The following is a 26,582-nucleotide window of genomic DNA, read 5'->3' as shown; positions in this document are numbered from 1 at the left end:
TTGTCATCGTGCCGTCTTCACTCATCTGTCGGAGGACGTCATCAATTTTTTCTTTCAAAAGCGTATCCTCCTTACGCATGCCTATGCCGAACTCTTCATCGCCCATATTCCGATCAATGACTTTAAACTGATCCGGTTTCTTACTCATGTAATATCTGCCGACAACACTGTCTACAAGGACGCCGTCAATACGTCCGACTTCCAAATCCATGAGGGCCGCCACAAAGTCTCCGTACATTTTAACATTTCCTAAAGACGACTTAAAGTCCGCCGCTTTATTTAATGCGTCGACAGAACTGCTGCCTTCCTGTGTGCCCAATACCTTGCCTGCAAGCCCGGCTCTGTCGTTCACTGCCGAATCGGCGCGGACAACCAGGAGCTGCGCATTTTTCATATACGGTTCGGAAAAGGCGATTTGCTGCCGGCGTTCCTCCGTAATGGTAAGGCCGTTCCAAAGAAGATCTACCTGTTTGCTCTTCAGCGCCGCTTCTTTGCTGTCCCAGTCGATGGGCTTGAATTCAACGGAAACGCCGAGGCGTTTACTTGCTTCCTGTGCAAGGTCGATATCAAAGCCGACTATATTACCGCTTTCATCGCGGAACCCCATAGGCGGAAAGTTGTCGTCAAACCCGATGACAATCTTATCGGGCAGCTTCTGCTCCGTTGTTGCCGAATCGGAACCGCACCCTGTTAAAACCGCTGCCGACATTATGATTGCCGCTGCCGTAACCGTCCATTTTTTCCAGTTCATCTTACATTCCTCCCGCACTTTCCACGTTATACTGTAGGTTTTAATTTTCATATCTTACAGCTGTAGTCTTTATATCTTGAGACAAAATTATTTTACTTTATCACATTAAAATAGTAAAGGTTATTTAGAGTTAAAAACGATGCTATTATTTATTTCTTTCTTCATTTTTTTCTTTTATTTGACAGTATACTATCTTTTAATCATCTTTTTCCTGGCCCTTCTGAATTACAGCAAAAATACTTTGTTTGGCCTCTTTGGAAAGATAGCGGAGCCGTACGGGTTGTACGACAATAACGCCGATCTCAGCCTGTCCCAACTCAAAATCGGCCCAGGTTTTGGAAACGGAGAAAATAAGCTCATACGGGATGAAAACAAGATGTTCCGTGCCTCTTACCTGTTCAGCCAGCAATTCCTGAAGGGTATGACAATTTCGCCTTACAATAAGGCCTTTTTCAGCAACATAGCAAACAACATCACGTTGCCTGTAAATACGATAGAGACAAAACACAAGGCCCAATAAGGGATAAAGTTTCATATATATATCAGGCGCATTCATGAACAAGTTAAAGAAATATATGCCGGCCAAGGCAAAGCTCCCTTGGCCGCTAAGCACGGCTATGCGCCCATTCTCATAGGTTGTTTCAATCGTACCGCACGAGAATTTTTGCTGTAATTCTTCTTCTTTCATAAATGCACCTCCTTTTTACTGCCCTTATTGTACACTAGGGCTGTGCCGTACTCAATCCTTTTACGGCTGTATGGCGGACTTGGCAAGAATCGGCGTTATAGTATATGATACACGTATAGATACAACGTGTTCAGGAGTCAATGATGAAAAAAAACAAGTCACCTGCTTTAAAAGAACAGGTCTATACAATTGTAAAAAACAGGCTTTTAGAGCAAAAATATCAGGACGGCCAAGTCCTGACGGAGCGGGCCCTGGCCGAAGAGTTTCGCGTCAGTCGCACACCTGTCCGCGCCGCTATGCGCCAACTCCAGAAAGAAGGGTGGCTGCGTTATATTCCCCATAAAGGTATTGTCGTACGTAATTTGGATGAAAAAAATCTGACTCATATTTTCCAGATTCGCACGGCTCTGGAAGTTCTGGCAGTTCGTTTGGCCTGCGGAAAAATCACCAAAGACCAGCTCGAAATTTTACGGCTCCTTGTAAAACAACAAAAAAAAATGGCCGAACAGGCCATCCCTACATATAATGAATTTATTTTCAGCGATACGGAATTCCACAATATTATCGTTGCCGCTACGGGAAACAGTCTCCTGCGCAGCCTTGTTGACGAACTGCGCGACAAAATCAAGCGCACGGGCATTAATTCACTCTATAGCCGCATTAACCGTGTGCATGAGGCGGCGCAGGAACATGAAACAATTGTCAACGCCTTACGTCTCGGTGATGTTGAGAAAGCCGCCGCCGCGATGGAAACCCATCTGAACATTTGTTATACATCGGCATACAGCTACATTGTCTCCGGTGCGGCCGACAGAGCGGGAAGTGACCCGGCTCTATGACAAGCAAAGATATAAAATCCTTTTGTCTGTCTCTCGGTCTGGATGCCGTCGGTATCGCTCCGGCTCAGTTGCCTGCTGAAAATGTTGATGCGGAGATTTGCCCGCTCGCAACGGGTCAAGGCAGAGAAAGGTATGAACCGGAAAAAATACTGCCCGGAGCGAAATCCTTAATCGTCGTCCTCTTTCCTTATTTTTGCGGTTACCCGACAGAAAGTAATCTCTCCTTATATACTCATTCTCTTGATTATCATACGATTATCCGGAATTACTTACATAAAATCGGAGACTTCATGAAAGAGGCCGAGCCCCTTGTCGAATATGTTTCCCGTCGTCGATACATCGCCCTTAGCCGACCGCTATATGGCGCGCATGGCCGGTCTCGGCTTTATTGGCGACAATCAGTGTCTCATCCATGAAAACTACGGTTCGTATTGTTTCATCGGTACCATCGTGACGACGGCCGTCTTGGAAATTGATACGCCGTCAACACGGGAATGCATTCATTGTCGCCGCTGTAAAGAGATTTGTCCCGGCCGTTGTTTTGACGGAAAAAACTATGACTATCGTCTCTGCAAATCATACTTGACTCAAAAAAAAGGAGACCTCAGCAGTGAGGAAATCAGGATTATCCGCAAGACGCCTTATATCTTCGGTTGTGATGAATGTCAACGTGTCTGCGCCCATAACAGAACCCCGGCGCCTACACCTATTCCCGAATTCAGACAAAATCTCCTGACCCGTCTCGACATCGCGGCCGTCGCGGCCATGACAAACAAAGAATTCAAAGAGGCCTACGGCAAACGTGCCTTTGCCTGGCGCGGCAAAAAAATACTCATCCGTAATGACGGATATATAAAAAGCACGCCGGAAGATTGATTCCGACGTGCTTTTTTCTATTCTGTAGGTGGCATATCGCCGTGCTGCGTGTCCAGATTCATAAATAAGGTATATTCACTTCTGAAATACAGCTTGGCCGTACCGACAGGACCGTTACGATGTTTGGCCACAATAACTTCCGTAATATGCTGATTTTCTGTTTCTTTATTGTAATAGTCTTCACGATAGAGAAAGGAGACCAGATCCGCGTCCTGTTCAAGGGCGCCCGATTCGCGCAAATCGCTGAGCATAGGCCGTTTATCCTGCCGGCTTTCCACACTGCGACTGAGCTGTGACAAGGCGACAAGGGGCACTTTAAGTTCCCGCGCCAAGGCTTTGAGGGAACGGGAGATATCGGAAATCTCCTGTTGCCTGCTCTCGGAATTTCTCCCCTGCATCAACTGAAGATAATCGACGATAATCAGATCAAGCCCGTGTTCCGCCTTCAGGCGACGTGCCTTGGAACGCATCTCAGCAACGGAAATACCCGGCGTATCGTCAATATAAATAGGTGCATCATAAAGCTTGCTGCATGCTTCCGTAAGCTTCTGCCATTCTTCATCCGTATTGAGTTGCCCTGTGCGCAGTTTCTGGGAATCAACATGCGAAATTTGACATAACAATCGATGCACCAGTTGTTCCTGTGACATTTCCAGAGAAAAGAAGGCAACCGTCTTATGCTGCCGTACACCTACATTCTGAGCGATATTCAAAGTGAACGCGGTTTTACCCATGCTCGGGCGGGCTGCCACAAGGACAAAATCCGACGGCTGCAGCCCCGATGTCAGCCGGTCAATATCGCGAAATCCCGTCGGTAACCCCGTAAGACCTTCTTTATTTTCATAAAGTTTAGCGATCTTGTCGAGAGCTTCGTCGACAACCTTGCCGACAGAAGCGAAGTCACCGCGCTTGCGGCGGTCGGCAAGATGAAAAATTTGTCGTTCCGCATTGTCGAGAATCTCTTCTGTATCTTTTTCACCGTCATACGCGTCGGCCGCCACATCCGTACACGTCCGGATAAGGTTGCGGGCAAGCGCTTTTTCAGCGACAATCCCGGCATGATATTCAATATTTGCCGCCGTAGCGACAAGATTAGGCAGACTGAGAAGGTACTCCAATCCTCCCGCTTCTTCAAGCTTCTTCATGCGCCGCAATTCTTCCGGCAAGGTAATGACATCGATCTCCTTATTTTCTCTATATAGATGTTCCATTGCCTCAAAGATTATACGGTGCGTATCTCTGTAGAAGTCATCGATGCTGAGCCTCTCCAGAGCGGTAATAACGGCATTGTGCTCAATAAGCATAGCCCCTAAAACAGCCTGTTCGGCTTCTACATTCTGAGGCGGTATACGTTGTTCCATACGGTTCTCCTAATCAACAGTCAAGAGCTTCAATACTTCTTCAATCGTTGTCACGGCATGGATGTGCATATTCAAGTGATGCTCCGTAATATCGTCCTTGTTTTCAGCCGGTATAATCATATCTTTCATACCGGCTCGAGCGGCACCGTAGGCTTTTTCAAAGATACCGCCGACAGCTCTCACTTTACCGCTGACGGAAATTTCGCCGGTAACGGCAATATCCTGTCGGACAGGCTTTCCTGTAATAGCGGAAATCAAGGCGACCGTTACAGCGGTGCCGGCAGAAGGGCCGTCAATCTGACCGCCGCCGATAAAGTTAATATTCACATCATAATCGGACAGTTCCTTCCCTGTCACGGCACGCACGACGGCAGCCGCATTGAAAAGAGAGTCTTTTGCCATGGAACCGGCCGTATCGTTAAAGCGAAAATACCCTTTCCCTTCATTACGGGCGGAGAAGGCCACCGCTTCGATTTCGATAACCGAGCCGAGATAGCCGGCCACCCCGAGACCGAAGACCTTACCTACTGCAGGTTTGTCCGAAGCTTTTTCCGTCGCATACGGTATAAAACGGCCGATCTGAACAACGTGCTTTGCCAGCTCCATCGTAATGGTCACGTCATCGGCACCGCCTCCGGTATATACGGCATACCCGTACATATCTGCGAGGATATTGATGGCTTTTCGGCCTTCGACCGTAAACTCACTGATATAGGACGAAACGCCGCAGACAAAACAACCTTCAAATCGTGGGCCGCATTTTCCACAATTTTTTTGATATCCGTCGGTTCGAGCGGTTCAAAGAACACCTCGGTACAACGGGAACGAACGGCCGGGTTGATTTCCTGCGGACTCCGCGTCGTCGCACCGATAAGAATAAAATCGGCAGGCGCGCCTTCGGCAAAAAGCTTCCGAATATACGCAGGTATATTCGGATCCGCTTCATCATAATAAGCAGAATCGAATTTGACGCGCTTATCTTCAAGAACCTTCAACAATTTATTCAATAAGAGCGGGTCCATTTCGCCGATTTCATCAATAAAAGTGTCCTCGCCGTGAGCTTCCGTTACAAGACCGGGTTTAGGTTCGGGAATACCCGTATCCGCCAAGTCGCGGCGAGCCCCCTGATAGATGGGGTCATGAACGGAGCCGATAAGCGGATTCGTCATATCGCGCGCATCCCAGCGTAAAGTTGTACCGTCCGTTTCCACGAAAGGCGCATCCGCCTCAAACGGTGTAAAGGGAAGTTTTTTTGCTTCTTCCAGAATAATACGCGCCGCCGTCGTCTTACCGACTCCGGGCGGACCGTACAAGAGCACATGCTGCGGATAAACGGAAGCAAGCTTACTGCGCATCGCTTCGACAGCCCGTTCCTGCCCGACAATCCGATCCAACTGCTTCGGGCGCACCGCTTCCATGACGGAGGCCGCCAACTTTACGCGATCAAGTGATTCAAGGCGAGCCAATTTCTGCTGTGTCTGCGGCGTTTCCACGTCATGCAATTCTTCCTGAATAAGTTGCATCTTGATTTCCTGTACATACTCCTGCTGTTTTTCTTCCATACGCTGGGAAAACTTCCCTTTACACCGTTCTTCAACGGCCTGACGCGCAAGCATTTCGGCGAGGACACTTTCCAAATCATTGAGGACATCTACCACTTCTTCGTCCGTCGGCACCTGTTCATACGAAGCATCTTCATAGACCAAGCGCTGCAATCCCTTCAGCCGCCGCCGCGGATCTTCTGAATGAATATAAGCCAGGGCTGAGTATTTACTGGCACGGAGAACCATTTTTTCCGGGCCGATAAGTCCTGTAAAGGCACCGTAAAGAACATTCACCTGCCGACGCAATTCTTCTTCCGCTGTCGGCTCCAAATACTTTTGCCGTTGTAAAAGCTTCTCCAACAATTCTTTCATATACTTAACCTTCGACTACATGGACTTTGATAACACTTGTAATTGCCGGATGCGCGCGAATAATAACGTCATATGTACCCAAAGCCTTGATAGGCTCTTTAATTTCCACCTTACGTTTATCCAAATCAAGGTCATACTGCCTTTTTGCGGCATCACTGATATCCTTGCCCGTAACGGCACCGAAGACTTTACCGCCTTCACCGATGCGGACGGGAATAGTGAGCTCCACTTTTTTCAACTCACTTGCCAAAACAACGGCTTCATCGGAAGCAACCTGCGCCCTATGGTCGGCAGCGGCTTTTTTCTGCTTGGCATCGTTAATATTCTCAGACGTGCCGGGAGCCGCCAGTTTGCGCGCAAGCAGATAATTGCGGCCATAACCGTCGGACACTTCCACAATCTCACCTTTTTTGCCGAGTTTTTTAACATCTTGCAGCAAGATCACTTTCATCTCTATTCCGTCTCCTTTTCTACCGTAATTTCTTTCAGGGCTTTCCAAACAGCGGCCTGCGCTTCTGCGGACGTGACGCCTTTCAATTGAGCGCCGGCCACATTGCTGTGTCCGCCGCCTCCGAGAAGTTCCATAACCCGTTGCACATTAACAAGCCCCTTTGAACGGGCACTGACACCGATTACATTTTCAGCCAGCTCATAAAATGTGAAGCTGACGTTAACATCATTGATACTGATGAGCAGATCCGCCAATTGGGCTGCCATCATGGTCGCGTTTTCCTCCAAATGGCCGCAATCGGTCATAGCCACACCGTCTCTGATCGTAGCCCTGGAAATAAGTTCGGCCTTCAGCTTGACCGTATCAAAGTCTGCACTGAAAAGACTGCGCACAATTTCCGGATCGGCACCGCAACGGCGCAGATATGCGGCTGCATCAAAGGTGCGTACGCCCGTTTGGACGGCAAAATTCTTCGTGTCGACGACGATACCCGAATAGAGCGCCGTCGCTTCAAGCTTGTCCAGCTCCACATCTTCCTGGTAGTACTGAATCAGCTCCGTGACGAGCTCACTTGTTGACGAACTGGATGTTTCCATATATGTCAGAAGCGGGCGTTTAATAAAATCGGCGCAGCGACGATGGTGATCGATAACGACACGATGAGGCGTCATTTCAAGGAGTTTGCTCGCCGCCGTCATATCGCCGCGATGCGTATCAACAACAAAAAGCAACGTCTTCTCCGTACAAATACGTTGACCTTCATCGGCGGAAATAATCATATCATTATAAATTTCATCGGCTTTCAACTGATCAACCAGGTACCGCACTGAATCACTCTGATCGCTCATAACAATATGTACAGGTTTGCCGGAAAGACGCGCCATATGCGCAACACCGACAGCCGCCCCGAGACTGTCGTAATCTTCGCGGGTATGGCCCATAATGAGGATAGAATCACACGCGTTGACCAATTCCCGCATAGCCTGTGCCACGACGCGTGCGCGAACACGTGTATGCTTCTCTACGGATTGGCTCTTACCTCCATAGAAGCGGGCCCCGCCGTCATCCTCATAAACTACTACCTGGTCGCCGCCGCGCCCGAGAGCCAGATCAAGACCGGCACGGGATTTTTCCGCCAATCCGTCAAAGTCGGTATGTCCCGATTTGACCAGTTCTTCTGGAATCGCGGCAACACCCATACTGATAGTGACGGGAATACGATTGACTGTATGGATTTCACGGATTTTATCAAGGAATGAAAAATTATTTTCCTTCAATGTATCCAGGGCATCCCTGCTCAGGCAGGCAAAGTACTTGCCGTTATTATATGAATGAATATAACAGCCCAAGTCGGTCAACTCGCTGACAAGGCAGGTTATTCACATCCGTCCACAACGTAGCCTGCTGAACCGCAGTCATACCTTTAGCCGCTTCTTCCATATTATCGATTTCAATTTCCGCGAAAACGGGAATGGCTTTAAGACAGAGGATCTTCTGTTGTTCCGTTTCCGTAATATCGTCAAAGTAAAGAATTAAGTAGCCGTCACCGTCAGTCGCTTCTCCTTGCAGGCTTTTATAGACGACACGGTATTGACGCTCATTAATAAGTTCAAAAAAATAACCTGCCTTGCCCCACATCTTTTCAATCTGTAAATTCGGCATGGACCGATCGAGGCGTTCATTTTCTTCCGCCGAGCCTATCCAATCGAAAAACACACTGTTTGCCCAGCAGAGACCGGCGCCTTTATCGACGATGGCAATACCGATAGGCAAATTCTGCACGGCATAGGTTGTCGCCTGATCGACACTCTTGGAGATGGCGTCGAAATAGCGGCTGATTTCCCGATTCCGTTCCGTATCGCTCTTGTGCATCAATACAAAAACACCGGCAATCAAAATAAGAGATAATACGGCAATAACCCAATTATATAAAGCAATCAGAACCAGCAGAATCAGAATAACCGCAAAATAAACGAATTCAGCCTTACCTGAAAATAACTTTTTAAGCATAATTTCTCCTAACGCATCAGTCGACGCGATATTTGCGGCGATAGCGGAAAAGAATATCCGCCATACCCGATAAAAACGTAATATATTGAGTCGGTACGGGTACGAACCAATAAAGGAACACTAAGATTCCCTGTGTAACCGCACCGATCTGAAAGTGTCGCTGTAAAAAAAAGAAGATAACTGCCAGCCCATTCAACGAGATGAGAAAAAAGGTCACCGTATCCAGATTAACGCCGGCCCCGTTAAGAAGGAATATTTCTCTCGTCGTCCCCCAGTATTGCATGACCTGAGCCAACACATATAAGTATACCACAGGCTTGCCCATTTCCCAAAAACGGATAGGCAAAACGGGAGGCACAGCAAGACCCGAACGGCACATAATAAAACGACATACCTTAGCCGTACAATACACTATGACCGCCGCGGCAATTATTATAGCCGAAGGTATGATAAGAGGCAGGACTTCAAGCACCGCAGTAACATTACGTCGCGTATTCATCAGTTCAATTTCCGAGATACCTGTGTCAGCAACATTCGCTAGCCCTCGGGTAATAACAGCATCCAGCTCCTGGCGCGCTGCAGCAAAGACATTAATATCCATAGTGACGTAGAGGGCGGCAAAAAACAGTGTCATAAGCACGGCAATATACGCGGCAGTCAGTACGATAAGCTTTTTCAGGGACCAGCCGTAGCGGAAAAACGCCCCTGCAAAAAAACCGTAAGGCCCGCTAAATGCCAAGAGCAATAACGCCGCCGGCGGCGAAGAAATCAGGGCCGCCACGGCAGTCATGCCGAGCGCCGTTACAACAGCGCGACGCAGGCCGTACGCGAAAAAGCTCATGCCGACAGGCAAGGGAAATATCAAATAACTCATAGGGAATGTAGCCGGAAATACTGCCAATATCTCCGCCACGGCGGCAGTCAGGATAACGGCACGGCCAATGGCAGAGAGGGTATGTAGCTTTTCCACTGTCAGCTCTCCTTTTCAAAATCTTCATTATACTCAGAACAGCGGAGGTAGCCACCTCCGCTGTCGTCATGGTTATAAAATTACACTTCCATAATAATCGGTAAAATCATGGGGCGGCGCCTCGTTTTTTCAAACAGATACCGGCTGAGCGTATCACGTACTTGAGATTTAATGACGGACCATTCGCGGATGTGTTCATCTTCACACCGTTCTAAAACAGCTGCCACCTTATCATGAGCTTCACTCATAAGCTCTTCCGAATCGCGTACATAAACAAAGCCCCGCGATACGATATCAGGCCCCGCCAGGGCATGGCTTGTACCCTTGGCCAGGGTCATAACGACAATAACCATGCCTTCCATCGCCAACTGCTGGCGATCGCGGATAACAATATTGCCGACATCGCCGACACCTAATCCGTCAACAAAGACACGACCCGCATTGACGCGGCCGCCCTTCTGGCCGGAACGATTGGTAAATTCAAAGATCTGTCCGTTATCCCCGATGAGGACATGATCCTTCTCAACGCCCATTTCCACAGCCAATTCGCCGTGGCATTTAAGCATTCTGTATTCACCGTGAACGGGCAGAAAATATTTCGGTAAGGATAAGGCCGAGCATGATCTTCAATTCTTCCTGACTGCCGTGGCCGGAAACATGAATACCCTTATCCTTACCGAATACGACATTGGCGCCGAGACGCATGAGATTATCGATTGTACGTCCTACACCTGTTTCATTGCCGGGTATAGGCGTTGCCGAGATAATAACCGTATCGCGGGGCATAATACTGACGCTGCGATGATTGTTCGACGCCATACGGGACAGGCCTGCCATCGGTTCCCCCTGACTGCCCGTCGTCAAAATAAGGATCTGATCGGCCGTGTAGCGGTTCAGTTCGTCCGCTTCAATAAATACGCCTTCAGGCACTTCCAAATAGCCTAACTCCTGAGAAACGGCCACATTGTTGACCATGCTCCTGCCCAGGACAAGAACCTTGCGTTTATATAAGACAGCCGTGTTAACGGCCTGCTGAATACGAGAGATATTCGACGCAAAAGTCGCAAGGATAATACGTCCTGTCGCTTCCTTAAATTCTTTGCGGAAGGCTTCGCCCACAGTCCGCTCCGATTCCGTATAGCCCGGGCGGAGCGCATTCGTACTGTCCGACATCAGAAGCAGAACGCCGCGGCGGCCGAGTTCGGCAAATCTGTGCATGTCCATCAACAGGCCGTCGACAGGAGTAAGATCGATTTTAAAGTCTCCTGTATGAACGACAGTACCGACAGGGGTTTTAAAATAAAGAGCGCTTGCATCGGGGATGGAATGATTGGTGTGAATAAAGCCCACCTTCATACAGCCGATCTGCACCTCATCTCCGTGCCGCACCTCATTTAAGGTATAGTGTCCTATATGATTTTCTTTCAGTTTTCCCTCAACAAGGCCGCAAACGAGCTTTGTCGCATACACGGGCACGTTGATTTCGTTCAGTAAATAAGCCAGACTGCCGATATGGTCTTCATGTCCGTGTGTAATGACAACGGCTTTAACCTTATCTTTATTTTCAATGAGATAACTCATGTCGGGGATAACAAGGTCAATGCCGAACATGTCATCATCAGGAAAGGCTAACCCGGCATCAAGAACGATGATATCATCACCGTACTGGATAACCGTCATGTTCTTACCGATTTCCCCAAGACCGCCCAAAGGGATAACCATAAGCTTTTCCTTTTTTGCCAAGATATATTCCTCCTATTTAATTTTAAACAAAACGTTTTTTATATGAATGCCCGCTTCGGGCTTTACAAGTCACGTCCGTTTTACATTTCTTCATATTCTCCGCTTTTTTCCGTAATCTGTCAATATATATTGCAGTAAGACAGACGTTTTACGAAAAGAATTGTTTAAAAATATTTATATTAATATCGCAAAATTGGTTTCCCGCAACCTCAAAAAAGCGATTCTCGCCAAAACAAGAATCGCCTTCATAAAACGAATTATTTCGTTTCCCCCGTCCCGTTGCGGTGTTTTTCAAATGCCGCATTGACAGTTTTTCCCGTTCCGTGTTTGTCCCTGGCAAGAACTTGATCTTTTACGTACTGCGGCACGGTCAGGTCAATCCCTTCAGGTAATTCAGCATAATCAAGCGTAAGATTTACCGTGCTGTTATCGGCAACTTGCTGCGCAATAGCCTGTTCGGCAGGCGTCATCATGCCGTCTGAAGACACAACGGCATAGGTTAAAAGACTGCGAAGCTGTCCCGTAAGAGGCATTTCAAAATGAGTAATCTTATTACGTGACGGATCAATCATTACTGTCGCCGTAACGGGGCCGCTTTGTTTCACTGCATTCAAAACGCCTTCAATATCTTTCAGATTTTTGTCGTCACCCTTTTTAGCGCGAATATCCCTCATAATCGCACCGATATCCAACATCGCCGGGTCGACCGTTACAGCATAAGTATTATCCGCTACTTTTGTAACACTCTTCAAATAAGCAACGGACACGGTTCTTTTTACCGTTTTTTCAGCCAACGGCGTCGCGTCTTTCAGTTTTTCCTCGCCGGCTTTCCACGCATCGTCATTCTTGCGGTAATAACAGTTCAGGATATCACCGTTCTGCTCGGCATAAATATCGGCACGGCCGAAAAATTCGGCCATTCCGGCAGAAGCAATATCCGTATGACCTTTCACTCGGAACGGAACCATCTGCACGGATATAGTCTGATTAAGTGCCGAATCTAAGGCAAAGGGGATCTGTGTGTCGACATGAACAGTATAGACTCCGTCGGGATGAGCTGCCATATTGGAAACGGCTGATTGATAAATTTCCGTCGGCGTTGCCGCAAAAACGGAACAGGAAACGGCACAGGCGGCCATTATGGCTGTAAAACTGCGCTTTGCGTATATTTTAAGCTTCATTATATATCTCCTTTTCACATGCCTGCTTTTCTGTAAAGTTCATAGAAATGATGGATCGGCCCATGGCCTTTGCCGATCGGTTCAGCATGCGCAATACCGTCAAAGACGTACTGTTTAGCTTCTTTCACGGCATCGGCAAGAGTCATTCCGTTTGCCAAATCGGCTGCGACGGCACTGGATAAAGAGCACCCCGTACCGTGCGTGCTTGTGCTTTCAATATGGCGGCCTTTACAGTAATGGAACCGCTTGCCGTCGTAGAGGATGTCCGTCGCATCTTCCGTACGATGACCGCCTTTGACGAGAACGGCTTTCGGGCCGAGCGCAACAATTTTTTCGGCAGCACGTTCCATATCGGCAAGACTTTTAATTTTCATCTCCGCCAAAACTTCCGCTTCCGGAATATTCGGCGTAAGGACGGTTGCCCACGGCAAGAGAAGCTCTTTTAAAATCGCTTCCGCCTTCGGCGCAAGCAAACGGTGACCGCTCGTGGCGACCATAACCGGATCAATGACGACAACAGGCGGTTTATATTGCTCAAGCTTGCCGACAATGGCACGAAGTTTCGGGTACGCTGACCATGCCGATCTTCACAGCATCAACGGAAATATCCTCAAAGACCGCATCAATCTGAGATGCAATAAGAGCGGGCGGAACATCCATATAATCGCGGACGCCTTGTGTGTTTTGTGATACAACAGCGGTAATGACATTCAGCGCAAAGCAGCCGTGGGCACAAAAAGTTTTACAGTCCGCCGCCGCACCGGCACCTCCCGACGGATCCGTGCCGGCAATGGACAAGACATGTTTCATCATATGTCAAAGACCTCCTCAAAAACATCCCCGCAAGAGGGATAGGACAGCCGGCTGCACATACATTATAAGCTCCCCCTTGCCGACAGGCCCGTCATAAGGGTCATACTCGACAAGCGCCACCCCGGCCCGGGAAAAGCGGAGAACCGAACCGGTCCAGGTATGCAGCCACGCCTCAAGATACGGCGTATGCCCAATGCAAATAATATCATTCTCAGTTTCCTGCCGCAATACACGGCAATAAAAACTGTTTAAATCTCCCGTCGAAAGATCCGATGATTCTTTTACGGGCAGACACCCCAGCTCGCTTGCAACGGCACGGGCCGTATCTACGGCGCGGGCGAAAGAACTCGCATAAATAACGGGACGGCGGGCATTCATATGTTTTTTTATGACTTTCGCCATTCCCGCCGCATCGGTAACGCCTCGCAGCGAAAGCCGGCGGTCTTCATCCTTGCCGCCGTTGTCCGCGTCGGCTTTCCCGTGTCGCATAAGCCAGATATACACGGCGTCTCCCCCTTTACGCGACAACGCCTACTCGGAAACATGCTCCAAGCCTACTTCCAGCAATGTATAAACATGATTGTCCGACAAAGAATAGTATACTTCTTTACCGGCACGGCGAAATTGGACCAATCTGGCATTACGCAAAATACGAAGTTGATGCGATACTGCCGATTGCCCCATGTTAATCTGCCGTGAAATATCGGACACGGCCACTTCATTATGCAAAAGAACATGTAGAATACGCAATCGCGTCGGGTCACCGAGAACCTTATAAATATCGGCTAAGGGCTGAATATATTTATCTTTCATAACGGGACCGCCTTCGCCTGCAGGTAAGCAGGACATATGTCCGGTCGCGCGCCCTTCTTTTTCCGTCATGTCATTTTCCTTCTTTCTCCCGAATATGATGAATCATGGTCTATACGGTATGTATTATTATAGCACATGCGGACAGACCGATTATACTGTTTTTACAAGTAACTCCATACATATGCTATATAAAAACGCGTGAATTATCTCATCAATCACAATTCCAGGCCAATTAATAAACATTCGTACACGTATTTTCGCTTTCTGCAGGCATATGAACACCAATCCCTGCCTCCGTCTCACACCGCCGGGCAGCGCGAAAAAACGGCTCGCAGTGTTTGCAACGGCATGAGCAGCCGCCATAATTACTTCTTCTCTGCCGATATATATCCGCCCGTTTCATGACGACACTTTTCACAATATCCATACAGTTCAAGATTATGTCCCTTAATTTCGAACCCAGTATCTGCCGCGACGACGGCTTCAAAATCACCGAGCGGACAGTGAGATATATCTATTTTCTTATGGCAACGCATGCATATGAGATGATGCGTATGCCCGACCGACATCAATGAAAAACCGTAACTGCGGAGATCGGGAAAAAAGTTTTTTCTTACAAGCCCCTTTGCCGCGAAAAGCTCCAATACACGATAGACAGTAGAAAAATTCACGGACGTACCCGCTCGTAAAAGGGCTTGATAAATCTCTTCCGCCGTCAGCGCCCCGTTCTGCCCGACAAGCACGTGAAGAACGGCATTACGCGGCTTTGTGCTTTTCAACCCGTACTGATGAAGCAGCTCTGAACGATCTTCGCACACCATTTAACGCACCTCCCTCCTTCTTCCGTCAATAATACGGCGCATCTGCATAACCGCAATAACCGCAAGGAGGACGATCACGGAAATAACCGCCGTCAGGCCGCCCGGTGCCGTCCCCGCTTCAAAAGAGAGAATAAGTCCGGCAATGACATCGAAAAGACTGAAAAAGACGGCATAAAGCATCGTGCTGCGAAAGCCGCGATGTAATTGCAGTGACGTTGCTACCGGCAGGGCGATAAGCGAACTGATAACGAGAATCCCCACAACGCGAATGGATACGGATATAGTCGCCGCCACGAGAACGGAAAAGATATAATTGATCATCCGGCTCTTTACGCCGGCAATTTTTGCCGCATCTTCATCAAAAGTCAGCATGACGAGCTGGGGAAAAAGAAAAACAACCGTCACCACCGTTACGGCACTGAGGATAATAACGGAAATGACATCATCATTTGTCACGGTCAGCATACTGCCGAAAAGAAAAGACTCTACATTTGCCCGAACGGCGCCGGAACTGATAATCGTGATGGCGATACCGACGGAGAAGGATAAAATTATAACGAGTATCAATTCGGCATACCGTTTAAACTTATTCCGCAGCATCTCGATCAGCAACCCGAAAAACGACGTTACCGCAAAAGCGCTCATAACAGGATTGGCATGCACCAGCAGGCCGACAGCGACACCTGCCAGAGAAGCATGGGCTAAGGCATCGCCAATCATAGAATAGCGGCGCAGGACGAGAAATATGCCGATCAGGGGGCAGACAAGAGCGATCAGGACTGCCACGATAAAAGCGTTTTGCATAAACATATACTCAAACATAGGACTCGCTCCCCGTATTGGCCGAAACATACTCGCGCACATATTCGGCAGGCGAGCAGAGATGTCCCCGCCCGTTGTCAATATGGTACATAAAGTTTGAGTTGCGTTTGGCGGCGCGCAAATTATGTTCAACCGCAATAATTGTCAGCCCTTCTTTATTAAGCCTATGCAAGAGCCCGTAAAGCTCGGACTGACTGCGTACATCGATACCGACAGACGGTTCATCCAGAATGATGAGCTCCGGCTGTGCCATGAGCGCGCGGGCAATAAATACTTTCTGGCTCTGACCGCCCGACAAATTACCGATAAGTGAATCGCCGTATGCTTCCATATCGACAAGACGCAGATAGGCGGTGATAAGAGATTTATCGCTGAGCTTCATTACCTTACGGTAATAATTCATAACTTCCCGTACGGTAATGGGAAACTGGCGGTTTAACGACTCAAAACGCTGCGGCACATATGATATCCGTTTAAAATCATTGATAATCGTACCTTCCGAGGGTGTCTGCAGTCCCAGTAAGACTTTTACAAGCGTACTCTTCCCTGATCCGTTTTCACCGACAATGGAAATATAGTCACCGTCGTTTACAGTCAGATTAATATCTTTTAAGACATACGGCGAGCCGATATCATACGAAAAACAGATATTTTTCAATGTAAGCACGAGTATGCCCCCTCCCCTGTACAAACTTAATTATATATGCGCCCCTGCGCAAATGCAAGCCGTTTGCATAAAGACATTGCCGCAGCTCTTCCCGCATAAGTCGTATATAAAAAGCTTCCGGTTACGGCTCTGGACCGTCAACCGAAAGCAGGAAGGCAAGACTTTCTATTTAACTACGATTACGGGAATCTTCGCGTGTTCCAGGACGTAAGTACTGACAGAGCCCAGAGCGACGCCGGCAAAAGTGCCGAGGCCGCGGGAGCCCATAACAATAAGCTCGGCCCCGATGCGGTCGGCAACACTGATAATGACGGCACCGGGCGAACCGACTTCAAAAATCTCGTCCGTTTCAATTTCTACAGGAACAGACGCTTTTGCTTTATGTAAAACAACTTCCCCTTTCTGCTGTACCTGCTCCGCTACGGCGCCGGCATCATAACTGCCGAAAAAACCGCTGATCCGCGTCATGGCCGACGTCAGGGAAGCGACATACAGAATAATGAGAGTTCCGCCCGTAACCTTTGCCAGAGATGCCGCATGGTCCAATGCCAATTGCGCATGTGTCGAACCGTCATAGGGAACGACAATTTTCTTATATCCGTTCATTGTAAAACCACCTTATGTATTGTGTTTTCCGGTTTTCGGAGCCGTCTTGATAACGATGTTCCTGCCGTCTTTAACCACTTGCAACGATATATCGCCGACACCGTCCTTATAATAGGCCAATTTAATATCCAATAGGATGGCCCCCACTTTTTCCTGCAAGTCGTCTGTAAAGAATTGTTTCCGCAAATCACCTTTTGTCTGCCGCAATCGGGGTTTTCCGAGCGCTTTTGCGGATATAGCCGCTTCATCGTCCCTATCGGCCGTTTCAAAAGTAAGCTCTTCCTTCACGCCTGCAAACATATCTTCAAGAGAGCGGTTCTTCGGGATTTTATTTTTTGCCATAAGGCCACCTCCCTTACTTGTCATTCCGTATGACTGTCGGCTTTATCGGAAGCTTCATGCATACTGTCCAGCGTAATCTTGCTGAAATCTTCCGGCGTGCTGTACGTAGCAATTTTCGTAAATCCCTTTCTCAAGCGGCCGCGATAAGCGGCGATAACCTTACCGTCCGCATTGACTTCGGCAATATAAATCTCCTGGCCGTCGATACCGATAAGGCGGAAACGGCCGTTCGGAGAAATTTCACGCCACGTGCCGGTATCCCCTTCGAGCATATAAACGACACCGGTGCGCAGATTATCATAGAAAAACACGTCTCTGTCATAAAATACGGCAATACGGCCGATATTTTCGGCCTGTACGGGAATTCGCCGCGTATCATAATTCGCATCGGTACGATAAATACGATATTTATTTTCGCCTACTTCAAGTTTCATATAGACGACATTCGTCGCTACCGAATATGCCACATCGACAATCTTACTGTCGTACGGGGCATTTTCAATTTCCGTGTCGAGTTCCCGTTCAGGCGCCAGCGGATTATACTGCGCAATATAAACGCCGTACTGGTCCGTCCGGTCATCACGGCCGTAGCTGGCGAAAATCGCTAAATTACGATCAGGCAGCCATTCGAAGAACGAAAGTTTACGGCCGTGCAGGCTGACACGCTGCGGTTCGCCTTTCTTTCCGGCCTGATAAATAGTAACCGTATCACCGACGACGGTCGCCATAAATCGTTTATCAAAAGAATAATATGCCTGTCCGTCCGGCACGACACCGAAGCCCATTGCCTCCTGCTGATTCGTACTGCCGATCTGGTAATCGGACGTCGCCGCAAAAAGGACCGTATCCAAATAATAATATATACCCGCCTGAAGCAAGATGCCGACAATAAAAGTAAGTACAACTTTTTTCAGTTTCATAGCCGCGCCTCCTACTTCACAATAAACGCCGTCGGGATCATACGTTCGCCGAGGAGATCGGCCGGTTTATTGACGACATTGCCGTTCATAAACAAGGTCGAACTCGAGCCGCCGTCAAGGTTGGCCGCAATATAGGCGCCTTCTTCATAGAGTATATTTTGAACATCCCTCAAGGTCGCGCCGATGGAGTAAGACGGCTGCCGTCCGTCAATAACGAGAAAAAGGACGGTCCCGTCCTTGCGTTGTCCGATAGCCGTGCGCGGCCCTACGCCCCAACCGCCGTCCCCGCTGGTGATCATTTTCTCGCCGTTAACGATGAGTGCCGGGCCGAAGGAGATACCTTCCTTGACGCCCATCGCAATCAATTCACCCTTGCTGTAATTGCCGGCAATGAGGTTCCCTCCCTCCGTAAACCCGACAAACTCATTAACTTCGCCGTCCGACACATTTTGTCCCAGAACAAATTTGCCGTCGTGAATGATAAACCCGTAAGGACTGCGGCCCGTACCGGTGCCGTTGGCATCGTAAAAGCCGCCCGCGTTGATAGCGGCGACAGCACCGTTACGCTGTGCAATACCGCTCGTCGTGTCGCCCTTTTCATCAAGGTTTTCCGCTGTAGCAATCTGTACTCGCTTCGGATCGGGGATTTCCAGCAGAAAGCCTTTGAAACGATTGGAATCGATATTTTTTAATTTCAAGGACGAATCCGTCCGCGATGTAAACGCAAAGAGTTCCTGTCTCGGTGCCGTACTGATGCCGCCGAGAATTTTATCAATTTCTTCTTGCGAAAAAAGCCATGTAATATACTGAGGATGACGGCTCTTCAAAATAGCACCGACAACGGTCCGTTTAATATTGTCAAACGGTCCGAAAAGGACGACAACGGGAGACGTCACTGCAAAAAACAGGAATGTTACCAATAAGAACTTGCCGATTTCTTTAGCTATCTTCATATATACCTCAACCTCAAAAAGCTTAGCGTTCTTCATAACGCGGTGTCGTCACGCGCTGCCTGAAATTGTCTATGTCCACCGCATTGCCCACCCAAATGCGTTCGATAGCATACGGATTATCACCATACCTGGCCCAGCCGGGACTCATCGTAAACGCCAGCTTGATCCCGTTCTTTTTCATTACTCGCTGTGACGCCGCGTCGTTCGAGCCGTAAGGATAGCAATAATATTCATTCGTAATGCCTAATTGTTCCTTTAACTCTTTCTGACACATTGCGCTTCTTCATTCAAAACCGCTTCACTCATTTCAGCCAGGCGTTCATGATGATAGCCGTGCCCGGCAATCGTCATTCCCGAAGCCTGCATTTCTTTAATTTGCCGCCAGGTCAAACGGGTCCCCTGATCGGCATCATACGTGGGAATAAAAACAGTACAGGCAAAACCGAACTCTTTCATGAGCGGCATGACGACGGAATACGTATCCGGATAACCGTCATCGAATGTAATGACAACGGGATTCACGGGTACGGGTTTGTTAAAAACAATATACTCGTACAACTGCTCCATCGTAATGGGGTGAAAATCATTATCTTTGAGGAACTTCATCTGCGCACGCAGGTGTGATTCCTTTAAAACGGCGTCGTTATCCTCCGCATCGCCGATCATATGATACATGAGGACAGGAATCCCCTGCTCCGGAACTGCCGTGGCAACCTCTTGCCGTCTTTGCTTTTTGTATTTTCCTGACCGCCGGTGCCGCAGCCTGCCAATACAAGACAGGGCAGCAGCAGAAAAAAAAGGAGCTTCCAAATCTGCAAGACAAGTCCTCCTCATAGTATGATACTCCTGAAAACCCATATTATTCTTCAGAAGAGGTAATGAAAGGGATACCGTCATATTTTCCCTCGACAAACAAGCGGATGTACCGTTCGGCATCATCATACTTTTCTTTTTCCGCTTCAAGCGAATGAGCCCGCACGTCAGGTGTGAGTAAAAATTCCGGACGTCCGAGCATTTCCAGAAACATGGCGCTCGGATGCTCCATGGTCAACGTATCCAAGGCGGCGCTGCGGATATGCCCGTCATCAACGGCATGATAAAGCGCAGCCTCATCGACAAGGCCCCCGCTGCCGCAATTAACGAGCATGGCTCCTTTTTTCATCGTTTCCATCTGCTCTTCCTGAAACATGTTCCGCGTCGATTCTTCCAGCGGCAAATGCAGGGTGATCAAATCACTCGTCTTTAAAAGCTTATCAAAATCAACAGGTCTGACATCATGCTCAAGCATGATCTTTTCGCTGACAAAGGGATCATACGCCTGTAGGTTGCAGCCGAACGGTTTTAACCGTGCCGCAACAAGCTGCCCGACGCGTCCGAAGCCGACAATGCCGATAAGATTTGCGCTGACACGATGAAGCGGCCAGGGAACGGAGCCGAACTGCCAACGGCCGTTATTGCGCACATCACTCGCATATTCGGGAATTTGGCGTAATAACGACAAAATCATGGCGCAAGTGTGATCGGCCACGTCCTCTTCAAAATAATCGCTCAGGCAAAGGACTTTGATATGTCTCTCCGCCGCCGCCATCAAATCCAGGTTGGAAGCGTCTTCGCCTAAGACGATGATAAGCTTTAAATCGTCCAACTCTTTCAACACGGCTCCGGATAGCGGTTCATCTTCACAAATAACGATATCCGCATCTTCCAGCCGCTCTATCAACTCTTCATCTTCCGCGGCTGAGCAATATTCCACTTCGGCAATATCGCTCAACCGCTCTCCGAAATCGTCTTCATCCTGATGTCCTGTAAGGACACGTATGTGATACATATCACTGCCCCTTTTCTAAAAAACCGGATTTAAGATATAAATGTACAGTTAAATATATAACATAAATACGCTGAAATAGCAAGGCTGCTTACCCCGCAAAACCTGTAACGACACGGCTCACAGACTTGTTTCCGGAGTGGCGGACGCAAAAAACCGCACCTTCTTGTGTGCCGATCTCCCCTCGTTAGTGTCCGGTCTAACTTTTTGGGGGGCATGTCACTCTCTGCGGTGCGGTTTTTGATTATAACTTTTTTAAAACGCAGACTATTTTTCCCGTGCTGCCCGTAGCCGCTGATACGCTGTCAATCGTATAATTAAGACCTTCATAAGATACCACCTTGCCTTCAAAGTACACACGTTTAAAACGTTTTATACGATTTTCCCCCGTTGCGCCGAACCCGTAAAACTCCATGATAACGACGCCGTCCCCAACCTTGCGGAAGTGCGGCTCAAACAAATCGTTACTGCCGTGATGCCGCGTATAGTGGACAGCAAAAAGAATGCACAGAAAAGCAAAGACGGCAATAGTGCAGACAACGAGATGCTGCGGCGAAAATTCCATTTTATTCGCCCCCTAAAAAAAAAGAGAAATCGTATATGCGATTTCCCCGTCCTTACAGCATGGCGGAAGGGGTGGGATTCGAACCCACGGTACCTTGCGGTATCACTAGTTTTCAAGACTAGCTCCTTAAACCACTCGGACACCCTTCCGTAACGGAACAAGTATATCAAATTCAAAAGTTCACCGTCAAGATACGTACACCGAAAAACGACGTCGCCGCCGCGGAAAAAACGGTCTGCCGGACAGCGGACCGTTATTTGCGGGCGACGACACAAAGCCGGCCCCCTTTCACAGGCTCGGCCGGCTCCGTCCGTACGGAAGAAAAGCCGCAGTCCAGTAAATGGGTCCGAAGCTCCTGCGGAGCATAAATAGTCATCGCTTCAATCCGCGAAGACCATGTCTTATCGGACGGATCCGCCGCTTCAAGGCCGATTACGAGGCGGCCGCCGTCTTTCAGAACCCGGTATATTTCGGCAAAGCCCTTTCTTATATCCTGCCAGAAATACAGGGATTCAAAAGTAGTCACCAAGTCGAAAGAATTATCGTCATACGGCAGAGACTCGGCGCCGCTCTGCTCAATACGGCAGCGACTACCCAGATATCGCCGGTTTTCTTTCCTGCTGTAAGCTACCGCCTCTGCCGATACGTCAACGGCATCGACACGCAGAGAGGGGTACCGGTCCAGCAAGCTTCTGATCATTCTGCCGCCGCCGCAACCTACATCAAGCAATCGGCAATTCTCATCAATCCGTACCTGCTCCAAACACCAATCCCATAAACGGCGATGCCCGATATTCATACCGCGAATAATAAACCGTCCCCAGGCCCCTTTGGGACAACCGAACTGATTCAGCAGACGCCATTTCATAAGCACGCCCTCCTTTGACACACTGACCGGATCGTTACAGATCCTTTAATAGTTTACTTTATAAGTATACTATACACGGTTATCGACAGGCAGTCAAAACGACGCCGGGCAAACTGTCTTTCCGGACGGATTAAACCGCCAACAATCCTGCCATCCCCAGGACAAGGCCCAGGACGCCCGCACCGGCAAGCACCGTAATAACTCCGACTTTACGTCGCACGGCAACTACGGCACTTACGAGGATAATGACACCGCCCGCACTGTAATCTCCCCAGACGACCGGCGTTTCTTCCGTATTCCAGACGGCAAGCAGGACAAAGCTGATGGAGGCGGCACAAATAAGCGCCACGACAGCCGGCCGAAGCCCGTTGAGAATACCGCGGACGGGACCGATGTCACCATATTTCAGAAAAACTCTTGCTAACGTGATACCTATGATCAGGGAAGGGGCAATAAAACCTGCCGTCGCCGCCACGCCGCCGAAAAATCCGGCCGTCTTCACACCCGCAAAGGTAGCGGCGTTAATACCGATAGGGCCCGGCGTCATTTGAGAAATAGTAAAAACATCGACAAACTCACTCATCGTCAACCAGTGATACGTATCGACCACGCCGGCCTGAATCAGCGGCATGGACGCATAACCGCCGCCGACACAGAAAATGCTTACCTTGCAGAATTCCCAGAAGAGAAGCGCAAAAATCATAATGAATACCTCCTAATTATACTTCGCCGAACGCATGAACAGGAGTCCGATAAGTCCGTCAATAAAAATAAGATACATAATATTGACGTTAAAAAAGGCATTCGCTACAAATGTCCCCATAATGATCACGACGGGCAAGATGCATTTTCGCTTACATTGGCGTATAAAAAGATCAATACCTACATTGACAATAAGCGCCGTCGCCCCGCACTGCATCCCCCGCAGAAGGAGCTTAATATAATAATTCTGAATAAAAAATTCATAAAAGACGGAAATAACGGAAAGCGTGATAAGAGGCGGCAAGACAGTCGCGATCGCCGCCACGAAGGCTCCCGGGAATCCGGCCATACGATAGCCGAGAATAATGGCCGAATTAACGGCAACAACACCGGGCATAGACTGCGCTATCGCCACCAGGTCGAGAGTCTCCTTGGCCGTAAGCCACCCGTATTCATCCACATATTTTCCTTTTAATAAAGGTATAATTACAAAGCCGCCGCCGACTGTAACCGCACTGATAATAAAAGTCGATGTAAAGAGTGTCCGATAAAACCGGGCCGTTCGTTCCTCTTTTGACAACTTAATATCTGCCACGCTCTTCGCCTCCGCTGCAATAATGCATAATCAATATATTTCCAGTATACACCCTAAGTCAGGGTAACACAAAAAGACGGGTTACGGCCCGTCTTTTTGTACTTGCGTTCTGTTGAAAAAATGCGGCGAATCGCCCCATCTGCCGAAACCCACCGTATCACCCGTGGCGGCGACACGGGCCCCGAGACAGTCGCGGCACCGGCCCGGTGTATCGTCAATACAGGGTTTATTGTCATAAAGTAAATAGTGCCCGCGAAACCTCGGCAGAGTCACAATCGGCATGAGAATGTTTGCACCCGCTTTCAGACCGAGTTCCCTGCCAAACGGATGAAGCGCCTGTAAGGCTGTCGTCGCGGCGATATTGCAATCTTTTAAAAACAGCCGCGTAACGGCAATCATAATCAGGCCCAACCGCAGCCGTTCGGCCTGCCGCTCCTTGGAATCAAGACCTGCCGCGACAACGGCTTTACCGACAGGCGTATTATGATGTGTCACATACGGCCCCATACCGATCATATCGATATCTTCCTGTCTATAAAAAAGGATATCGTCGGCAAGATCCTCGACGGTCTGACCGGGAAGGCCGATCATATTCCCCGTTCCGACCTGATATCCTACACGCCTCAACGCCTGCAGACAGTCATAGCGAACATCCCACTCATGGTTGCCGTCATGAGGATGCAGAGCGCCGTAAAGCCGCGGATTGGATGACTCAATACGCAGAAGATAACGATGCGCGCCCGCCGCAAACCAGCGTTTGTAAGTCTCTTCACTCTGTTCGCCGACACAAAGGGTCAGGCCGAGCGCCCCGTCACCGATTTTCTTGTGTCTTTTATGAGCCGTTCCATGTAGGCGATAAACCGCTCATCCTGCCGTTCCCCCGCCTGCAAAGTCAGTGAACCGTAGCCGTTCTCATAGGTCCAACGGGCCATGGCAAGAATATCGCCATAAGCCGTATCAAATCGTTTTACCGCTTTATTTTCCCGACGAATACCGCAATAGTCGCAGTTCTTAATACATCGGTTGGAAAACTCGATAAGGCCCCGATAATAAACGATATTACCCACAGCGTCCGTTTTGACGGCATACGCCGCCTCATACAAAGCCTGTAAATCAGCCGGACCTGTCAAAGAAAGAAGATCAATCAGATCCTGACGGGTCATATGCTCCTGTTTTCGTAATAACTCCTGCAGGCCCTTCATGCCCGATTCTCCTTAATGATAATTGTCAAGACGAAGCTTTTCAAACAACAGGAACGCCAGGCTCAGTGTCATGGCGACAACCGTAGCCAGACCCATACCCTTAAGCTGCACGGGTCCGAGAACGACAGTTGCACCGGAAAGGCCGCAAATCATGGTCACGGCCGTCAAAATAAGATTCTTTGAACGCGTGTAATCAACATGCTTTTCAACGAGCATACGAATCCCTGCCGCGGCAATGAAACCGAAAAGAAGAATGCAGACACCGCCCATAACGGGAACGGGAATCCCGTGAATAAGGGCCGCAACCTTACCGACAAAAGAAAAGATTATGGCAAATACGGCGGCACCGCCGATTACCCAAGTGCTGTATACGCCCGTAATCGCGAGGACACCATATTTTCACCGTATGTCGTATTCGGCGTGGAACCGACAAACCCAGAAATGACGTTGGAAAGGCCGTCGGCAAAAAGGGAGCGATGAAGGCCGGGATCCTTAATCAAATCGCGGCCCACAATATCGCTCGTTACGAAGAGATGTCCCAAGTGTTCCGCAAAGACGACGAAAAGCGCCGGCATAATCATCATAATTGCACTCAGGTTAAACTTTGGCTCATAAAAGGTCGGCACGGAAAACCACGGGGTCGCCGCCACTTTGACGAAGTCGACGGCACCGAGGCACCAGGCAAGAACGTAGCCGGAAACGACACCGATAAGAATAGGGATAATGCCGATAAAGCCGCGTCCCAGGACGGTTGCCAAAAGAGTGACAATCAACGTAAAAGTCGAAATGATCATGGCGGTTTCATTGCTCATACCCTGTGCTTCACCCAGATAACCCGACATGGTCATGGCAAGAGGAGCCAATTCCAGCCCGATAATAGAGACGACGGCACCCATGGCGGCCGGCGGAAAGAGAACGTCGATCCAGTGCGTTCCCACTTTATCGACGATCAAGGCAAGCACCATAAAGGACAATCCGAAGACGATAAAGCCCCCCTGGGCATCGCCGTAATCCATACCGGGAACGGCGCAGACGGCCAAAACAGGGGAAATAAAAGCAAAGCTCGAGCCCAGGTAAGCCGGCAGACGGCCCTTACAAATAACGAGATACAAAATCGTGCCGATACCGTTCATAAAAAGGGCCGTCGCCGGATCCACCTTCAAGAGAAAGGGTACCAGTACGGTCGAACCGAACATGGCGAATAAATGCTGTAAACTCAAAGGGATTGTCTGCAAGAGCGGCAATCGTTCATCAACCTGAATAATCCTTCGTTCTTTCATGC

The 26,582-nt window shown here is 48.9% G+C and carries 29 protein-coding genes, 1 tRNA gene and 4 pseudogenes; 3 read left to right on the top strand and 31 right to left on the bottom strand.

Annotated elements, in window-relative coordinates:
- On the bottom strand, window positions 1–751 hold a 751-nt coding region (locus tag HMPREF0080_RS07110; protein WP_040347464.1), incomplete at its 3' end, for an amino acid ABC transporter substrate-binding protein.
- 196 nt (window positions 752–947) lie between these two features.
- Complete coding sequence (locus tag HMPREF0080_RS07105; protein ID WP_006790723.1) at window positions 948–1,439, bottom strand: hypothetical protein; 492 nt, start codon at window positions 1,437–1,439, stop codon at window positions 948–950.
- A 140-nt stretch (window positions 1,440–1,579) separates the two neighbouring features.
- Between HMPREF0080_RS07105 and HMPREF0080_RS07100 the strand changes: the two genes are divergently transcribed.
- The 3 genes from HMPREF0080_RS07100 to HMPREF0080_RS09765 are packed head-to-tail and all read left to right on the top strand — an operon-like array spanning window position 1,580 to window position 3,154.
- Complete coding sequence (locus HMPREF0080_RS07100; RefSeq protein ID WP_006790722.1) at window positions 1,580–2,278, top strand: GntR family transcriptional regulator; 699 nt, start codon at window positions 1,580–1,582, stop codon at window positions 2,276–2,278.
- Window positions 2,275–2,694, top strand: coding sequence for a QueG-associated DUF1730 domain-containing protein (locus HMPREF0080_RS11745; protein WP_006790721.1), 420 nt, complete (start codon window positions 2,275–2,277; stop codon window positions 2,692–2,694). Before HMPREF0080_RS07100 ends, HMPREF0080_RS11745 begins: the two co-directional genes overlap by 4 nt.
- Window positions 2,597–3,154, top strand: a complete 558-nt coding sequence (locus HMPREF0080_RS09765) for an epoxyqueuosine reductase (RefSeq protein ID WP_006790720.1) — start codon at window positions 2,597–2,599, stop codon at window positions 3,152–3,154. Before HMPREF0080_RS11745 ends, HMPREF0080_RS09765 begins: the two co-directional genes overlap by 98 nt.
- A gap of 17 nt (window positions 3,155–3,171) precedes the next feature.
- Here HMPREF0080_RS09765 and dnaB read toward each other — a convergent pair whose 3' ends face one another.
- The 29 genes and pseudogenes from dnaB to uraA form a co-directional block, all read right to left on the bottom strand.
- A complete protein-coding gene (gene dnaB, locus HMPREF0080_RS07090; RefSeq protein ID WP_006790719.1) occupies window positions 3,172–4,515 on the bottom strand; it encodes a replicative DNA helicase in 1,344 nt (447 codons plus the stop codon).
- Window positions 4,516–4,524: 9 nt separating this feature from the next.
- Window positions 4,525–6,431: pseudogene (gene lonC, locus HMPREF0080_RS07085) on the bottom strand (Lon family ATP-dependent protease).
- Window positions 6,432–6,435: 4 nt separating this feature from the next.
- Complete coding sequence (gene rplI / locus HMPREF0080_RS07080) at window positions 6,436–6,882, bottom strand: 50S ribosomal protein L9 (protein ID WP_006790716.1); 447 nt, start codon at window positions 6,880–6,882, stop codon at window positions 6,436–6,438.
- Window positions 6,883–6,884: 2 nt separating this feature from the next.
- The gene (locus tag HMPREF0080_RS09960; RefSeq protein WP_245527254.1) at window positions 6,885–8,231 is read right to left on the bottom strand and encodes a DHH family phosphoesterase; all 1,347 of its coding nucleotides are present in this window, start codon (window positions 8,229–8,231) and stop codon (window positions 6,885–6,887) included.
- Window positions 8,206–8,892 carry a hypothetical protein gene (locus HMPREF0080_RS10950; RefSeq protein WP_006790714.1) on the bottom strand — a complete coding sequence of 229 codons (687 nt, stop codon included), beginning with the start codon at window positions 8,890–8,892 and terminating at the stop codon, window positions 8,206–8,208. The genes HMPREF0080_RS09960 and HMPREF0080_RS10950 overlap by 26 nt, the downstream gene beginning before the upstream one ends.
- Window positions 8,893–8,908: 16 nt before the next feature.
- Complete coding sequence (locus tag HMPREF0080_RS07070; protein WP_006790713.1) at window positions 8,909–9,862, bottom strand: DUF2232 domain-containing protein; 954 nt, start codon at window positions 9,860–9,862, stop codon at window positions 8,909–8,911.
- 80 nt (window positions 9,863–9,942) lie between these two features.
- Window positions 9,943–11,605: pseudogene (locus HMPREF0080_RS07065) on the bottom strand (ribonuclease J).
- A 257-nt stretch (window positions 11,606–11,862) separates the two neighbouring features.
- Complete coding sequence (locus HMPREF0080_RS07060; protein WP_006790710.1) at window positions 11,863–12,786, bottom strand: hypothetical protein; 924 nt, start codon at window positions 12,784–12,786, stop codon at window positions 11,863–11,865.
- A gap of 14 nt (window positions 12,787–12,800) precedes the next feature.
- The gene (gene thiD, locus HMPREF0080_RS11380) at window positions 12,801–13,283 is read right to left on the bottom strand and encodes a bifunctional hydroxymethylpyrimidine kinase/phosphomethylpyrimidine kinase (protein WP_006790709.1); all 483 of its coding nucleotides are present in this window, start codon (window positions 13,281–13,283) and stop codon (window positions 12,801–12,803) included.
- 37 nt (window positions 13,284–13,320) lie between these two features.
- Entirely contained in the window at window positions 13,321–13,599 is a 279-nt protein-coding gene (locus tag HMPREF0080_RS11375) for a bifunctional hydroxymethylpyrimidine kinase/phosphomethylpyrimidine kinase (RefSeq protein WP_006790708.1), read from the bottom strand.
- A gap of 15 nt (window positions 13,600–13,614) precedes the next feature.
- The gene (locus HMPREF0080_RS09255; protein ID WP_050808848.1) at window positions 13,615–14,103 is read right to left on the bottom strand and encodes a SixA phosphatase family protein; all 489 of its coding nucleotides are present in this window, start codon (window positions 14,101–14,103) and stop codon (window positions 13,615–13,617) included.
- 27 nt (window positions 14,104–14,130) lie between these two features.
- Window positions 14,131–14,448 (bottom strand): ArsR/SmtB family transcription factor, encoded by a 318-nt coding sequence (locus tag HMPREF0080_RS07045; RefSeq protein WP_040347483.1) that lies wholly within the window; start codon window positions 14,446–14,448, stop codon window positions 14,131–14,133.
- Window positions 14,449–14,777: 329 nt separating this feature from the next.
- Window positions 14,778–15,233 (bottom strand): Fur family transcriptional regulator, encoded by a 456-nt coding sequence (locus HMPREF0080_RS07035; protein WP_006790704.1) that lies wholly within the window; start codon window positions 15,231–15,233, stop codon window positions 14,778–14,780.
- Window positions 15,234–16,055 carry a metal ABC transporter permease gene (locus HMPREF0080_RS07030; RefSeq protein WP_006790703.1) on the bottom strand — a complete coding sequence of 274 codons (822 nt, stop codon included), beginning with the start codon at window positions 16,053–16,055 and terminating at the stop codon, window positions 15,234–15,236. It abuts the gene before it with no gap.
- Window positions 16,048–16,722, bottom strand: a complete 675-nt coding sequence (locus tag HMPREF0080_RS07025; protein ID WP_050808847.1) for a metal ABC transporter ATP-binding protein — start codon at window positions 16,720–16,722, stop codon at window positions 16,048–16,050. The genes HMPREF0080_RS07030 and HMPREF0080_RS07025 overlap by 8 nt, the downstream gene beginning before the upstream one ends.
- Before the next feature lie 165 nt (window positions 16,723–16,887).
- Window positions 16,888–17,328, bottom strand: a complete 441-nt coding sequence (locus tag HMPREF0080_RS07020; protein ID WP_006790701.1) for a universal stress protein — start codon at window positions 17,326–17,328, stop codon at window positions 16,888–16,890.
- 12 nt (window positions 17,329–17,340) lie between these two features.
- Window positions 17,341–17,670: a hypothetical protein gene (locus tag HMPREF0080_RS07015; protein ID WP_040347462.1), complete on the bottom strand. Its 330-nt coding sequence runs from the start codon at window positions 17,668–17,670 to the stop codon at window positions 17,341–17,343.
- A 20-nt stretch (window positions 17,671–17,690) separates the two neighbouring features.
- The gene (locus HMPREF0080_RS07010) at window positions 17,691–18,590 is read right to left on the bottom strand and encodes a hypothetical protein (RefSeq protein ID WP_006790699.1); all 900 of its coding nucleotides are present in this window, start codon (window positions 18,588–18,590) and stop codon (window positions 17,691–17,693) included.
- A gap of 11 nt (window positions 18,591–18,601) precedes the next feature.
- A complete protein-coding gene (locus HMPREF0080_RS07005) occupies window positions 18,602–19,543 on the bottom strand; it encodes a phosphodiester glycosidase family protein (protein ID WP_040347482.1) in 942 nt (313 codons plus the stop codon).
- 22 nt (window positions 19,544–19,565) lie between these two features.
- Window positions 19,566–19,817, bottom strand: coding sequence for a polysaccharide deacetylase family protein (locus HMPREF0080_RS10945; protein WP_006790697.1), 252 nt, complete (start codon window positions 19,815–19,817; stop codon window positions 19,566–19,568).
- A complete protein-coding gene (locus HMPREF0080_RS07000; protein WP_245527253.1) occupies window positions 19,799–20,377 on the bottom strand; it encodes a polysaccharide deacetylase family protein in 579 nt (192 codons plus the stop codon). Before HMPREF0080_RS07000 ends, HMPREF0080_RS10945 begins: the two co-directional genes overlap by 19 nt.
- A 25-nt stretch (window positions 20,378–20,402) precedes the next feature.
- Window positions 20,403–21,371, bottom strand: a complete 969-nt coding sequence (locus HMPREF0080_RS06995) for a C-terminal binding protein (protein WP_006790695.1) — start codon at window positions 21,369–21,371, stop codon at window positions 20,403–20,405.
- A gap of 241 nt (window positions 21,372–21,612) precedes the next feature.
- The gene (locus HMPREF0080_RS06990; RefSeq protein WP_006790694.1) at window positions 21,613–21,933 is read right to left on the bottom strand and encodes a hypothetical protein; all 321 of its coding nucleotides are present in this window, start codon (window positions 21,931–21,933) and stop codon (window positions 21,613–21,615) included.
- 60 nt (window positions 21,934–21,993) lie between these two features.
- Window positions 21,994–22,082, bottom strand: a tRNA-Ser gene (locus HMPREF0080_RS06985).
- A gap of 104 nt (window positions 22,083–22,186) precedes the next feature.
- Window positions 22,187–22,801: a class I SAM-dependent methyltransferase gene (locus HMPREF0080_RS06980; RefSeq protein ID WP_006790693.1), complete on the bottom strand. Its 615-nt coding sequence runs from the start codon at window positions 22,799–22,801 to the stop codon at window positions 22,187–22,189.
- Window positions 22,802–22,931: 130 nt separating this feature from the next.
- The gene (locus tag HMPREF0080_RS06975; protein WP_006790692.1) at window positions 22,932–23,504 is read right to left on the bottom strand and encodes a chromate transporter; all 573 of its coding nucleotides are present in this window, start codon (window positions 23,502–23,504) and stop codon (window positions 22,932–22,934) included.
- Window positions 23,505–23,516: 12 nt separating this feature from the next.
- Window positions 23,517–24,098: a chromate transporter gene (locus tag HMPREF0080_RS06970; protein ID WP_006790691.1), complete on the bottom strand. Its 582-nt coding sequence runs from the start codon at window positions 24,096–24,098 to the stop codon at window positions 23,517–23,519.
- 81 nt (window positions 24,099–24,179) lie between these two features.
- Window positions 24,180–25,300: pseudogene (gene hydE / locus HMPREF0080_RS06965) on the bottom strand ([FeFe] hydrogenase H-cluster radical SAM maturase HydE).
- A 12-nt stretch (window positions 25,301–25,312) separates the two neighbouring features.
- Window positions 25,313–26,580: pseudogene (uraA, locus tag HMPREF0080_RS06960) on the bottom strand (uracil permease).
- Window positions 26,581–26,582: the final 2 nt, after the last annotated feature.

This window comes from Megasphaera geminata F0357 (genome assembly GCF_000239275.1).
In the GTDB taxonomy this organism is placed as follows: domain Bacteria; phylum Bacillota; class Negativicutes; order Veillonellales; family Megasphaeraceae; genus Megasphaera; species Megasphaera geminata.
The sequence above is the reverse complement of the archived record's forward strand: the minus strand, read 5'-3'. Positions and strand labels throughout refer to the sequence as shown.

Excerpts from the sequence above, each read along its gene's own strand:
- HMPREF0080_RS07105 (WP_006790723.1), bottom strand. The coding sequence starts at position 1,439 with ATGAAAGAAGAAGAATTACAGCAAAAATTCTCGTGCGGTACGATTGAA.
- HMPREF0080_RS07100 (WP_006790722.1), top strand. The coding sequence starts at position 1,580 with ATGATGAAAAAAAACAAGTCACCTGCTTTAAAAGAACAGGTCTATACA.
- HMPREF0080_RS11745 (WP_006790721.1), top strand. The coding sequence starts at position 2,275 with ATGACAAGCAAAGATATAAAATCCTTTTGTCTGTCTCTCGGTCTGGAT.
- HMPREF0080_RS09765 (WP_006790720.1), top strand. The coding sequence starts at position 2,597 with ATGTTTCCCGTCGTCGATACATCGCCCTTAGCCGACCGCTATATGGCG.
- dnaB (WP_006790719.1), bottom strand. The coding sequence starts at position 4,515 with ATGGAACAACGTATACCGCCTCAGAATGTAGAAGCCGAACAGGCTGTT.
- rplI (WP_006790716.1), bottom strand. The coding sequence starts at position 6,882 with ATGAAAGTGATCTTGCTGCAAGATGTTAAAAAACTCGGCAAAAAAGGT.
- HMPREF0080_RS10950 (WP_006790714.1), bottom strand. The coding sequence starts at position 8,892 with ATGCTTAAAAAGTTATTTTCAGGTAAGGCTGAATTCGTTTATTTTGCG.
- HMPREF0080_RS07060 (WP_006790710.1), bottom strand. The coding sequence starts at position 12,786 with ATGAAGCTTAAAATATACGCAAAGCGCAGTTTTACAGCCATAATGGCC.
- thiD (WP_006790709.1), bottom strand. The coding sequence starts at position 13,283 with ATGGTCGCCACGAGCGGTCACCGTTTGCTTGCGCCGAAGGCGGAAGCG.
- HMPREF0080_RS11375 (WP_006790708.1), bottom strand. The coding sequence starts at position 13,599 with ATGATGAAACATGTCTTGTCCATTGCCGGCACGGATCCGTCGGGAGGT.
- HMPREF0080_RS07045 (WP_040347483.1), bottom strand. The coding sequence starts at position 14,448 with ATGTCCTGCTTACCTGCAGGCGAAGGCGGTCCCGTTATGAAAGATAAA.
- HMPREF0080_RS07035 (WP_006790704.1), bottom strand. The coding sequence starts at position 15,233 with ATGGTGTGCGAAGATCGTTCAGAGCTGCTTCATCAGTACGGGTTGAAA.
- HMPREF0080_RS07030 (WP_006790703.1), bottom strand. The coding sequence starts at position 16,055 with ATGTTTGAGTATATGTTTATGCAAAACGCTTTTATCGTGGCAGTCCTG.
- HMPREF0080_RS07020 (WP_006790701.1), bottom strand. The coding sequence starts at position 17,328 with ATGAACGGATATAAGAAAATTGTCGTTCCCTATGACGGTTCGACACAT.
- HMPREF0080_RS07015 (WP_040347462.1), bottom strand. The coding sequence starts at position 17,670 with ATGGCAAAAAATAAAATCCCGAAGAACCGCTCTCTTGAAGATATGTTT.
- HMPREF0080_RS07010 (WP_006790699.1), bottom strand. The coding sequence starts at position 18,590 with ATGAAACTGAAAAAAGTTGTACTTACTTTTATTGTCGGCATCTTGCTT.
- HMPREF0080_RS07005 (WP_040347482.1), bottom strand. The coding sequence starts at position 19,543 with ATGAAGATAGCTAAAGAAATCGGCAAGTTCTTATTGGTAACATTCCTG.
- HMPREF0080_RS10945 (WP_006790697.1), bottom strand. The coding sequence starts at position 19,817 with ATGTGTCAGAAAGAGTTAAAGGAACAATTAGGCATTACGAATGAATAT.
- HMPREF0080_RS07000 (WP_245527253.1), bottom strand. The coding sequence starts at position 20,377 with ATGAGGAGGACTTGTCTTGCAGATTTGGAAGCTCCTTTTTTTTCTGCT.
- HMPREF0080_RS06995 (WP_006790695.1), bottom strand. The coding sequence starts at position 21,371 with ATGTATCACATACGTGTCCTTACAGGACATCAGGATGAAGACGATTTC.
- HMPREF0080_RS06990 (WP_006790694.1), bottom strand. The coding sequence starts at position 21,933 with ATGGAATTTTCGCCGCAGCATCTCGTTGTCTGCACTATTGCCGTCTTT.
- HMPREF0080_RS06980 (WP_006790693.1), bottom strand. The coding sequence starts at position 22,801 with ATGAAATGGCGTCTGCTGAATCAGTTCGGTTGTCCCAAAGGGGCCTGG.
- HMPREF0080_RS06975 (WP_006790692.1), bottom strand. The coding sequence starts at position 23,504 with ATGATTTTTGCGCTTCTCTTCTGGGAATTCTGCAAGGTAAGCATTTTC.